Origin of the sequence: Scandinavium goeteborgense (assembly GCF_003935895.2) — a bacterium.
Classification (GTDB): domain Bacteria; phylum Pseudomonadota; class Gammaproteobacteria; order Enterobacterales; family Enterobacteriaceae; genus Scandinavium; species Scandinavium goeteborgense.
Genome location: NZ_CP054058.1, coordinates 3,788,946 through 3,801,443 on the forward strand (window position 1 = coordinate 3,788,946; position 12,498 = coordinate 3,801,443).

7 protein-coding genes are annotated in these 12,498 nt (G+C 47.8%); 2 read left to right on the forward strand and 5 right to left on the reverse strand.

Going from position 1 to position 12,498, the window contains the following annotated elements:
• Nucleotides 1-27 precede the first annotated feature (27 nt).
• The gene (locus tag A8O29_RS18970; RefSeq protein WP_125355755.1) at nt 28-1,776 is read left to right on the forward strand and encodes a DUF3300 domain-containing protein; all 1,749 of its coding nucleotides are present in this window, start codon (nt 28-30) and stop codon (nt 1,774-1,776) included.
• Nucleotides 1,777-1,788: 12 nt separating this feature from the next.
• Entirely contained in the window at nt 1,789-2,580 is a 792-nt protein-coding gene (locus tag A8O29_RS18975) for a DUF2950 family protein (protein WP_159465626.1), read from the forward strand.
• A gap of 56 nt (nt 2,581-2,636) precedes the next feature.
• Here the strand turns inward: A8O29_RS18975 and A8O29_RS18980 are convergent, their stop codons facing one another.
• The 5 genes from A8O29_RS18980 to A8O29_RS19000 all read right to left on the reverse strand — a co-directional run bounded on the left by A8O29_RS18980 (nt 2,637) and on the right by A8O29_RS19000 (nt 12,338).
• Entirely contained in the window at nt 2,637-3,968 is a 1,332-nt protein-coding gene (locus A8O29_RS18980; RefSeq protein WP_174081395.1) for an HlyD family type I secretion periplasmic adaptor subunit, read from the reverse strand.
• Nucleotides 3,965-6,073, reverse strand: coding sequence for a type I secretion system permease/ATPase (locus A8O29_RS18985; RefSeq protein WP_125355747.1), 2,109 nt, complete (start codon nt 6,071-6,073; stop codon nt 3,965-3,967). Before A8O29_RS18985 ends, A8O29_RS18980 begins: the two co-directional genes overlap by 4 nt.
• Nucleotides 6,074-6,127: 54 nt before the next feature.
• Nucleotides 6,128-10,807: a calcium-binding protein gene (locus A8O29_RS22890; RefSeq protein ID WP_174081396.1), complete on the reverse strand. Its 4,680-nt coding sequence runs from the start codon at nt 10,805-10,807 to the stop codon at nt 6,128-6,130.
• 165 nt (nt 10,808-10,972) lie between these two features.
• The gene (locus A8O29_RS18995) at nt 10,973-11,503 is read right to left on the reverse strand and encodes a hypothetical protein (RefSeq protein ID WP_125355354.1); all 531 of its coding nucleotides are present in this window, start codon (nt 11,501-11,503) and stop codon (nt 10,973-10,975) included.
• 304 nt (nt 11,504-11,807) lie between these two features.
• Nucleotides 11,808-12,338, reverse strand: coding sequence for a hypothetical protein (locus A8O29_RS19000; RefSeq protein WP_125355355.1), 531 nt, complete (start codon nt 12,336-12,338; stop codon nt 11,808-11,810).
• Between the last annotated feature and the right edge of the window lie 160 nt (nt 12,339-12,498).

Below are 12,498 nucleotides of genomic sequence, written 5' to 3' on the forward strand. Positions count from 1 at the left end.
GCCAAAATTTTGCGCCAGGAGATAAAAATGACGTTGCCTTTCAAGCCCCATATCCTTGCGCTCCTCTGTTGCGCCGGGCTTTTAGCCGCCTCGGGAACCCTGTACGTTAAAAGCCGGGCGGCAGATGCACCGCCAGCGCCAGCCCCTGTCGCACAGCCTGCACCTGCTCCAGCCGCCGTCGCCACTCCGACGCCAGCCGCCGCTCAGCCAGTCGCCACGACCTTCACGGCAGCGCAAATCGATCAGTGGGTCGCGCCTATCGCACTCTACCCGGACAACCTGCTGTCTCAAGTGCTGATGGCCTCAACCTACCCGAGCAACGTGCTGCAAGCCGTTCAGTGGTCACAGGATAACCCAACAATGCAGGGCGATGCCGCCGTGCAGGCCGTCGCTAACCAGCCGTGGGACCCGAGCGTGAAATCGCTGGTTGCCTTCCCGGCGCTGCTGTCGCTGATGGGTGAAAACCCGCAGTGGGTGCAGGATCTGGGGAATGCGTTTCTGGCTCAGCCACAGGATGTGATGGATTCGGTGCAGAAACTGCGTGCCGTGGCCCAGCAGACCGGGACACTGAAATCGTCTCCGCAGCAGAAAGTGACCACCACCCAAATCGCCCCGCCGCCACAGACCGAGACGGCAGCGTCAACCGCGACGACGTCCACGACCCGAAGCAGCACCACCACGGTTGTGGAACCGGCGCCGAGCACGCAAATTATCAAAATCGAGTCCGCTGACCCGAACGTGGTGTACGTCCCGACCTACAACCCGAACACCGTGTACGGCACCTGGCCGAACACCTCTTATCCGCCAGTTTATCTGCCCCCGACTCCGGGCCAGCAGTTCAGCAACAGTTATATGAATGGCCTCGGTTATAGCCTCGGCGTCGCCACCACCTGGGCGCTGTTCAGCAGCATCGACTGGGATGACGACCACCATCATCATGACGACGACTGGAACCACGGCGGTTATCACGGCGGCGGCAACAACGACATCAATATCAACGTCAACAACTACAACCATTTCACCAACCAGCATCTGGATGGCAAGAACACGAACTGGCAGCACAATCCGACGTTCCGTAATAACGTGCCCTACCCGAACAACAACATCGCGCAGCGTTTCCACCAGACCAACGTCCCTGGCGGTCTGAGCGCCACGCAGCACGCGCCAGGCAACCTGACCAACCAGCGTCAGGCGGCTCTGGACCAGTTCCAGCAGCGCACCCATAACGGGGCAGCAGCCGGGCTGACTGCGGGCGGTGTCGCCGCCGTCGCGGGCAATCGCAATTCACAGCGTGAGGCGGCCTCGCAGCAGTTGAATAAAATCACCCAGCGCAGCAACTACCGTGGGTATGACACACCGCAGAACCGGGCGGCAGCGAAAGAGAAGTTGCAGCACCCAACGGCGCAGCAACAGCAGCATCGCCAGGATGTAAAATCGAAAGTCCAGCATCCAACGGCGCAACAGCAACAGCATCGTCAGGAAGTGAAGACTCGGGTCCAGCATCCGACGACGCAGCAGCAACAGCATCGCGAAGCAGCGAAATCGCAGGTGCAGCAGCATCGGGCCAACATCACCCCTGAGCAACATCAGCAGCGCCAACAGAAGGCACAAAACCTGCGTTCAAACGCGTTCAGCGGGAACGACAGCCGTTCGCCGTCCTGGGAAGCCCAGCGCCAACGGGGAATGCAGAGCCGCAGTTCCGCGCACCTGAACAATAATCAGCGTGCGGCGGTCCAGCAACATGTGTCTCAACATCGCGAACTGCGTCACCGCTAAGGAGCTGTTGTAATGAAAAAATTGATGATTTCTGGCTTACTGGCGCTGTTTGCCCTGCCCACTTTTGCACAGCAGCATTTTGCTACGCCTGACAAAGCCGCCACCGCGTTGGCGGATGCCGTCTCAAACCAGAACGAAACGGCGCTGGACGATTTGCTCGGTGAAAACTGGCAGCAGTATTTACCCCCGGAAGGAGCCGATCCTGAAGCGGTGGCCCGTTTTGTGCGTGACTGGAAAGTCAGTCATAACATCGTCGAGCAAGGCGATACCGCGTACCTGAACGTGGGGCGTGAAGAGTGGCAACTGCCCATCCCCATGCTAAAAACGGCGGAAGGCTGGCACTTCGATATGGCGCAGGCCGCTGACGAAATCCAGACCCGCGAAATCGGGCGTAACGAGCTGGCGGCCATTCAGGCGATGCACGCCTACGTCGATGCGCAGAACGACTATTACCAGCGCTTCCAGGTCTATGCCACAAAACTGCTCAGCACTGAAGGCTCGAAAGACGGTCTGTACTGGCCGACTCAGCCTGGCGATGTGCCAAGCCCGTTAGGACCGGCCTACAGCCCAGCTGAACCGGGCGAAGGCTATCACGGCTATCTTTTCCGCATCATTCCCGACAACGACAAACAGGGCTTTGCGCTGATTGCCTGGCCGGTGAAATACGGTGAAACGGGGATCATGAGCTTTATGATCGATGAGAAAGACACGGTTTATCAGAACGACCTTGGAAGTGAATCGCAGCAAAAAGCGCAAGCTCTGGAAGTCTACAGGACAGATAAAACGTGGCAGCCCGTGCGATAAAATAGGTTAGCGGCCAGGAGGTTTACGCCTGGTCGCTTAATCATCCGACTCACTGTTTAACGCTGTTTCCCTACGCTTTCCAGCGCTTCCATAACCGGGCTTAGCAGATAGCTTAAGATCGTTCTCCGCCCCGTTTTTACTTCAGCGGTTACCTGCATTCCAGGTTCCAGCGCCATTTCTCGGCCATCAATGATTAAATACTTTTGCGAGAGTTCAATGGTGGCTTTATAGATGAGCCCCTGGTTTTTATCTTCGGTGGCATCGGCGGAAATTTTACGCAACGTCCCGTTAACCCACCCATACCGCGTGAAGTCAAAGGTGTCGATTTTAAGAGTGACATTTTGTTCGGGCCGTAAAAATCCCACATCCTGATTATTAACCATGACTTCAGCGCTAAGGATTTCATTATCAGGAACAATTTTAAGAAGTTCTTGTGGTGCATCCACTGCACCTCCCGCATCACGAAAAACCAGTGCGTCAACGATCCCCTCAACAGGAGCCACTAAGGTATATTGTGCAATTTGCCCGGTTAATTCTTTGAGTTGTTTTTCCAGCACTCTGTTTTCAAGCGTTTTTTCCGCAAGCTGTTGTTCTACGCTTTCTAATTTATCGGTTATTCTGGCTTGGTATTCCGATTCAGCCTGATGATAGCTGGCCCCTATCTCCACCACTTTTGCCTCAGCGCTTTGTAAAGCATATTCCGCTTCGGTAAGTTTTTTCTGGATTTCAAGGACACTATCCCGGCTGGTTAAATTCTTTTTATAAAGCGAAGACAAGGCGCGATGTTGTTCAGCGTAGATAGGAAGTAAACGTAGCGACTGTTCTTTTTGAGAGCGATAGCCGGTTTTCTGTGCATTAAGAACGACCATGCTATCCCGAAGTACTGCCTTTTCCTGTCGATCGTTATTGATCTCGGCAGCCAACTGGAGAGACACCTGCTTTCCGAATAAGGGGTCTTCACTGAAATAGTCTGCAGGCAATTCTGATGGCGCTTTAATATCCTGATAATGCTTACGCAATAACTCAAGTCGGGCGATATGAAAACGATTTGTTTTTTGCCGCAATACATTTTCTTCATACCGGGCCTCAAGGGCTTTACTGTTGAGGCGGATTAACACATCCCCTTTCTGGACGTGCTGCCCCTCGCTTACCGCAACTTCAATTACCTGGGCCACCACTGAACTGCTCACCGGACGCGAAAGATCGCTCACAACAATTTTCCCTCGCGTTACCGCAACGATATCCACACGTCCATAGGCGGCCCACACAATCGATACAACAAATAAGATGATAATGCTCCAGATAATCATTCTGCCTGCCGGAGAAGGCGGCGTTTCCTGAACTTCCAGGACAGCAGGTAAAAATGCCCGATAGTGATTTTCTTTCATACACTGGACTCCTGAAGGTCGTGCAGCCTGGAGTAGACACCTTTGAGTTCCAGTAATTGTTTATGGCTGCCTTGCTCGGCTATTTTCCCTTTTTCCATAACCAAAATTCGGCCCGCGGTGCGTAAAGCTGATAAACGATGTGCGATAATAAACACGGTACGATCGCGAGAAATTTCAGCCATGTTGCGTTGTATAATGTATTCAGATTCATAATCCAACGCGCTGGTTGCCTCATCAAATATGATGATCCGCGGATTTGTAATTAACGCTCTTGCGATGCCGACTCTCTGTTTCTGGCCACCAGAAAGGCGCCCGCCGTGTTCGCCCACTGGCGTATCATAACCTTGCGGAAACTCGCTAATAAATTCATGCGCCCCCGCGAGTTTAGCCACCTCAACAACCTGCTCAAGAGAGGCTTCTGGCAAGGCGAGCGCAATATTATCGCGTATGGTGCCATTAAATAGTTGTGTTTCCTGAAGGACGACTCCTATCTGCTTTCTTAGCCAATGAGGGTCAGTTTGCGCAATATCTATCCCATCGATATATATTTGACCGCTCGTCGGAATACATAAGCGTTGTATAAGTCGCGTCAGCGTGCTTTTCCCTGAACCTGAACGCCCTGCAATACCAATAATCTCTCTTGGACGTATTGTTAAAGAAATATTGTCCAGGACGGGTGAACCACCCACTTGCCAAGAAAAAGACACCTTAGAAAACTTTATAGCTCCCTTCACTTCAGCCAGGGTCGCCGTACACTCCTGATGTTCAACGGGCATATTCAATATATCCCCAAGTCTCCTGACGGATACAGAGACTTGTTGAAAATCTTGCCATAGTTGTACCAGACGTAATACTGGTGCAGTCACCTGCCCTGCAAACATATTAAAAGCAATTAACGCGCCCACAGTCAGTTGAGCTTCAATAACCTGGTGTGCGCCATACCAGAGAATCGCTACACTGGTAATTTTACTCACGAACTTAGATATCTGACCGGCTATATTCCCAATATTTTGCGTTTTAAAACAACTGGTAACGAACGCCGCAACTTGCTCATCCCAGCGGCGGTTCATTAAATTTTCTACCGACATGGCTTTTACCGACTCGATACCCGTCAGGCTTTCTACCAGAAAAGCCTGATTCCTCGCACCCTGTTTAAACTGCTCGTCCAGACGCTCCCGTAATATCGGAGTAATTGACATCGACAGTAATATATAGGGAATCAGAGAGACAATAACGATCAGTGTTAGGGGAATACTGTAAAACACCATCGCGATAAAAAATATTAACGTGAAAAATAAATCAAGACATAAGGACATTGCGCTGCCCGTTAAAAACTCTCTGACCGTTTTAAGTTCATGGACCCGTGCAACGATAACTCCGGCTTGACGTTGCATGAACCACGTCAATGGTAATGCCAGTAAATGCTTATAAAGCAATGAGCTTAGCGTTACGTCGATGCGCTGGGATGTATGAGCAAGCTGGTAATTACGTAACCCGTTTAAAATAACATCGAACAGTGAAACTACAACCATACCCAGCGCCAGTACGTCTAAGGTCGTCAGACTTTGATGAGTAAGAACCTTATCGACCACCACCTGGAAGAATAGAGGAGAGATTAAAGCCAGGACTTGTATAAAGAACGATGCCAGCAAAACCTCACCGATGAGTTTTTTATAATGCCAAAATGCGTTTGCGAACCAGCTCAGATTGAACTCGCTTTTGATCTCCCCCCAAGAAAAACGGCGCGCAAAAAGGAATAATTGATAGCACTCATCTTCGACTGGATTAAATATTATTGGCTTATTATTATTTACAGGTTGGATTAACCACTCATCATCTTTTATCGCCAATAATATTACATAACCCATTTCCGGCAACTCTATTACGGCGGGAAGTGGCATCTTTTTTACGGCAGTTATGTTCACACTTTCTACACAACGGCATTTTAAACCCGTTTCACGTACGCCACGAACGAATTGAATCTTTATATTATGATGATTATCCGGCGCATATTTTTCCTGCAATGCCAGAACATTTACTGCCATTCCGTAATGGCGGGCGATAAGCGAAAAGCAACGCCATATGTGTTGATCTGAAGAAATCAATTTCTACATCCTTGTTCATTCTAGGCCACCGAATCTTCTCGGTGGCCTGTATCTTCACTGTGAAAGCGCGCTGGTGGTGGTTCTGGCTGACGCCAATGAATAACTTACTGAGTCCATACCTTCATCATTAGCGCTATCGGACGTGAACTGACAAACTTGCTGCTGCATAAAACTGAGTGAAAAAGGATTATCGCTCGTTTCCGCCAATGGTAGAGGGATGCTATCTTCAATATGATTCAAAATATCTTCCGGTATCCAGTCAGTTCCATCGGCAAACATAATATGTTTCACTTGATAGTCTGAAGAAACAAAGAAATTACTAATTGTGATACTGTCATCGCGTTCGGCGAAAGATAATACTAGATTATTCGATTTTCTCGAAACACGTGTTTCTGATGCCAGAATATCCTCATTGAATAAAATCGTATCGGAAGAATCGACCACTGATCCATGTTCATAAATATTATCTTTTCCATCTCCCGCGCGGAAAATATATGTGTCACTGCCCGCCCCGCCGCTCAGGCTGTCATTACCTGTGCCGCCGTCCAGGCTGTCATTGCCTTTTCCGCCATTCAGCGTGTCATTCCCGCCATAGCCTAAAACCGTGTCATCATTATCCCAGCCGCTGAGGGTGTTGACGCTGTCATTGCCGTAAACCGGGAACCCCATCCCCGCCAGGTCGCTGACCGTCAGCGTGGTGTCGCCGAAGACCATATCGAACTGACGGTATGACTCTGAAATGAAATAGTTTGAAAGCGTAAGCATGTCGCTGCCACCCCACGCGCGGATTAGCAGGTCGTTACCTGACTTCTCCAGAACGACTTTTGCGATATCAGCCCCTTCGAATACGAGGGTATTTACCCCGTTCTTGTAGGTGTCATTCACCCGGTCCTGACCATCTCCGACGCGAAAAATATACGCGTCGCTACCTTCCCCGCCGCTCAGGCTGTCATTACCTGTGCCGCCGTCCAGGCTGTCATTGCCTTTTCCGCCATTCAGCGTGTCATTCCCGCCATAGCCTAAAACCGTGTCATCATTATCCCAGCCGCTGAGGGTGTTGACGCTGTCATTGCCGTAAACCGGGAACCCCATCCCCGCCAGGTCGCTGACCGTCAGCGTGGTGTCACCGAAGGCCATATCGAACTGACGGTATGATTCTGAAATGAAATAGTTTGAAAGCGTAAGCGTATCGCTGCCACCCCACGCGCGGATAAGCAGGTCGTTACCTGACTTCTCCAGAACGACTTTTGCGATATCAGCCCCTTCAAAGACCAGGGTATTTACCCCGTTCTTGTAGGTGTCATTCACCCTGTCCTGACCATCTCCGATGCGAAAAATATACGCGTCGCTACCTTCCCCGCCGCTCAGGCTGTCATTACCTGTGCCGCCGTCCAGAATATCATTCCCGCTCCCACCATTCAGCGTGTCATCACCCGTGCCGCCGTCCAGGCTGTCATTGCCTTTTCCGCCATTCAGCGTGTCATTCCCGCCATAGCCTAAAACCGTGTCATCATTATCCCAGCCGCTGAGGGTGTTGACGCTGTCATTGCCGTAAACCGGGAATCCCATCGCCGCCAGGTCGCTGACCGTCAGCGTGGTGTCGCCGAAGACCATATCGAACTGACGGTATGACTCTGAAATGAAATAGTTTGAAAGCGTAAGCATGTCGCTGCCACCCCACGCGCGGATTAGCAGGTCGTTACCTGACTTCTCCAGAACGACTTTTGCGATATCAGCCCCTTCGAATACGAGGGTATTTACCCCGTTCTTGTAGGTGTCATTCACCCGGTCCTGACCATCTCCGACGCGAAAAATATACGCGTCGCTACCTTCCCCGCCGCTCAGGCTGTCATTACCTGTGCCGCCGTCCAGGCTGTCATTGCCTTTTCCGCCATTCAGCGTGTCATTCCCGCCATAGCCTAAAACCGTGTCATCATTATCCCAGCCGCTGAGGGTGTTGACGCTGTCATTGCCGTAAACCGGGAACCCCATCCCCGCCAGGTCGCTGACCGTCAGCGTGGTGTCGCCGAAGACCATATCGAACTGACGGTATGACTCTGAAATGAAATAGTTTGAAAGCGTAAGCGTATCGCTGCCACCCCACGCGCGGATAAGCAGGTCGTTACCTGACTTCTCCAGAACGGCTTTTGCGATATCAGCCCCTTCAAAGACCAGGGTATTCACCGAAGATGTGGCTTTATCAGAGATCCGATCCTGACCATCACCGGCACGGAAGATATAAGTGTCATTCCCCGACCCTCCATTTAATGCGTCATTGCCGGAACCGCCGTCCAGAACGTCGTTACCCTTACCACCATTCAGCGAGTCATTCCCGCCAAAACCCAAAACCGTGTCATCATGATCCCAGCCGCTGAGGCTGTTGACGCTGTCATTGCCGTAAACCGGGAATCCCATCGCCGCCAGGTCGCTGACCGTCAGTGTGGTGTCGCCGAAGACCATATCGAACTGTCGGTATGACTCTGAAATGAAATAGTTTGAAAGCGTAAGCGTATCGCTGCCACCCCACGCGCGGATTAGCAGGTCGTTACCTGACTTCTCCAGAACAGCTTTTGCGATATCAGCCCCTTCAAAGGCCAGGATATTCACCGAAGATGTTGCGCTATCAGAGAGCTGATCCTGACCATCTCCTTGACTAAATAAATAAGTATCGGATCCTGCCCTTCCGTCTAAATGATCGTTTCCGCGCTTGCCCCAAACAAAATCATCGGCACTCGTTCCTATTAAATTATCATTCCCCTTACCACCAATAAAACGGGTATCTGACATGCTAAACGAAATCTCACATTCATTTCGATAGGAAGGCATATATTCTAGCCAACTATAAATCGTATCACTTAACCTTAAATAATTAATAGCATCATCATTCTTAATTTCATTTAAATGTACATTAAGGTCCGTAAAATCAAGAATAAACCCGGACATATCACTATTGAGCCCAAAACGAATATACGCGAACTCATCTGCATAAAGGGTCTGGGCCAATAACTGAGACTCTATATAACTGGAAAATTTTGTATATTCTTCGTCGATAAGTTTAGCAGCATTGAGGTTTGGGTCTGTGACTTTACCATGAACACTGACAAAACCATCGCCTGTAGCAGCCTCAAGGACGGCAAGTACTCGAGCATTAATATTTATGCCACGGCTACTGGTATCCAGGTCGGTTACCCCAGCCCAACAAAAAAGGATGTTATCAATCAGTCCAGAAGCGCGTGCTAACTCGGGGTTTGCACTATATTGTTCAATGAGTATTTGAAGTGAATTATCCTTACTCATCGCAATATGTAAATCAGCCAGATTTCCAAAGCCACGAATAAATGGCAATTCCCTAATAGCATCACTTACATCGACATCACCAATGTAATGAGAGTAACCATTGTCATGATCAAACCATACATCTGAAATTGTACTGGTTTTGCCATCCCTAAAAATGACACTGCCTGTCTGTCGATGGGCATTGCCTTGTTCATCAATTAAAGTGGAGTTTTTGTATTTGGTATTTATGGCTGCAATCCCAAGCGAGTCAAGCGAGTGAAGCTCGCCTTCATCAACCCGTGCATTACTATTTTTGTCTTGCCAGACTTGTAATATTTCCCACGCCATATCCTGGCTATTGATAACGCCATCACCGTTACTGTCTTTATCTTTGAGGGCATCAAAACCATTACTGGCTTTTTTTCCATCTTGTAATACGGTATTGTCACCGAAAAGTTCTTTACCCGTATCAATCAGACCATTGCCATCCAGATCCATAACGAGCAGACCATCATCCCCACCAACCCAACCTGTATTTTCGGCGAACTTATTGCCATCATGATCGAAGAAAATATTTTTGTTGATTGACAGCGTTTCGATACCATCCCCGTCAAGATCGATAATGATTGGGTCTGCAGGGGCTCTTTGAGCGCCGTCCATACTCGGTCCAAACCCCGGGGGAGCGAAGCCGGGAAACATCATGCCCGGAAACATAGCCCCGGGAGGGAAAGGTAAGCTTCCCGCCGCTGACAACGGAATCGTTCCGCCATTGGCAAGGTTTGCCATACCGCTGGCGAAGGCGCCCATGCTGCCGCTGAAATAACCTAAAAGCTCGCTGATCCAACTACTACTTGATTCGCCAAATTGTTCCAGGGCATCGACAGCGGTATTCATATTCAGCACGGAAGCATCAAGCCAAAGTTGAGTAGCTTCAAGAAAACTATCTTTAAACGCCTGAGCAGCCTCACTTACCGTTCCATCAATAGCTGAAAAGACTTGTTCACTGTAATTATATACTTCGGCAGCAATGTAATCGATGGCGTCTTTTGCATCTAGTATACTTTCAACTGGTCCGAAATCAATAATCCCCACAGAAGTATTAATTGCTGACTCAAAAGTATTGAAAGCTGATGTGATATCAACGATAGGTAAATCATCATAAGTGCTAATATGCGAGAAAGCCATCGAATCAATTCTTCCCGCCACGCCGAAGGGCGACTGAACACCATCCAATATATGAATACCAGCACTCTTAAGGATGTAATCTGCCGCAGTTGTGCAGTTAAAGTCGTCACCGCCATTACCATCAGGAATCAGGTCGTACATCGGTAGATTTTTCGAGAATATATCAATAGATTTAATTATCTTATCATATTGATCGACTGATATTTCAATGGTCAGGCTTTGAGAATAGTTTCTGGTTTCAAGATATTTTTCTTTATCTAACTCACCTTCCACGTTAAAATATCCACTTTCCTTTTTAGGCGTAAATCCGAAACTTTTAATCTTCCCTTCACCGTTATTTAAAACTAACCAAGTATGAACGACCCCATCACCATTTACAAAGCTGGCATCATTTTTTATCGTTATCGTTTTTTTTCATTTCACTCTCTCCCCAGATTATTATTTAAAGCCATGTGCAGCAATGAATGTTAAAACATACTCATCGTAACTCTTATCAGAAGTATAAAGTTCAGAATATATCATGTAATTACCAACACTTTTCACTTTACCGCCTGATAAAGTCAAGCCGTCCCAGTATTCTCCGCCGACCCCCCAACAAAATTGGCCACAGCAAAAACCTTTGGTATTTTCAGGCGAAAATGGGAGTTTATACTCTAATACTTTCTCCCGGGTGGAAAAGTCATAAACAATAATTATACCCGTCATTTTTTCAATAAGTTTTTGAATTTTATTTTTTTCTTCACGATATAATTTAGAATACTCCTCACTCATGTTTTCGATATAGGGATATTTACGCTTCACCAAAATATCGAGACTGTAGTCACCTGCTTTTTCCACATAAACCATAAACCTCTGCATCGGCAGTTTATGCCGTTTAGCTTCACTGGCCTCATCAATTTGTGCAGCGAGTGCAACGGATAAAGAAAACTGCATCAGAACCAACAAAAATATCGAAATTATCTTTAACATATACTCCTCCTTGTAAGGTAATTACGGGTAAAGTCTGTCTTACCAATGTTGAATGCCGTTGAAGTCACTGACTCATCCTACCAGATGCGAAGTGAATACCGGGTCGTCAGAATTTATTTTCAGATTATATTAAGGATTAAGTTAGAAATATCTATACACGGCCCTCGTCACATACATACAGGAAATGTAATGTGAAAAACTTTTGCATAGCTTTCGGGCTTCCTGCGCATCGTTATTTAGCTTGCCAAGCTTATGCCCTAACTCTGTTTACACCAGATATCGCAGCAATGATTATAAAAAATTATCATTTAAAACCTCGTTCAGCGCTAAACATTAAAACATACTCATCGTAATCATCATTTTCAGCATACAACTCAGCATATATCATATGCCGCCCAATACTTTTTAAATTCCCGCCAGTTAAAGTCATTCCATCCCATACATCTCCGTTGATGCCCGAATAAAATTGGCCGCAGCAAAACCGATCTGGATTATCATCAGTAAAAGGGAGTTTGTACTCCAATACTTTTTCCTTGGATGAAAAGTCATAAACAATAATCACACCTGACATTTTTTTTATAAATTTTTGAATCTTATTCCTTTCTTTACGACGTAAACCAGAGTACTCATCAGTCATATTTTCGACATAAGGATACTTCCTCTTTACCAGGATTTTCAGATTGTGATAAATGGGTTTGTCGACATAAACCATAAACCTCTGCATCGGCATTTTATGCCGTTTAGCTTCACTGGCCTCATCGATTTGTGCAGCGTGTGCAACGGATAAAAAAAATTGCATCAGAACCAGCCAAAATATCGAAATTAGCTTTAACATATACTCCTCCTTGTAAGGTAATTACGGGCAAAGTCTGTCTTACCAATGTTGAATGCCGTTGAAGTCACTGACTCATCCTACCAGATGCGAAGTGAATACCGGGTCGTCAGAATTTATTTTCAGATTATATTAAGGGTTAAGTTAGAAATATCTATACACG

Bases quoted from the DNA above. Each gene is read 5' to 3' on its own strand.
- A8O29_RS18970 (WP_125355755.1), top strand. From the start codon at position 28: ATGACGTTGCCTTTCAAGCCCCATATCCTTGCGCTCCTCTGTTGCGCC.
- A8O29_RS18980 (WP_174081395.1), bottom strand. From the start codon at position 3,968: ATGAAAGAAAATCACTATCGGGCATTTTTACCTGCTGTCCTGGAAGTT.
- A8O29_RS19000 (WP_125355355.1), bottom strand. From the start codon at position 12,338: ATGTTAAAGCTAATTTCGATATTTTGGCTGGTTCTGATGCAATTTTTT.
- A8O29_RS18975 (WP_159465626.1), top strand. From the start codon at position 1,789: ATGAAAAAATTGATGATTTCTGGCTTACTGGCGCTGTTTGCCCTGCCC.
- A8O29_RS18995 (WP_125355354.1), bottom strand. From the start codon at position 11,503: ATGTTAAAGATAATTTCGATATTTTTGTTGGTTCTGATGCAGTTTTCT.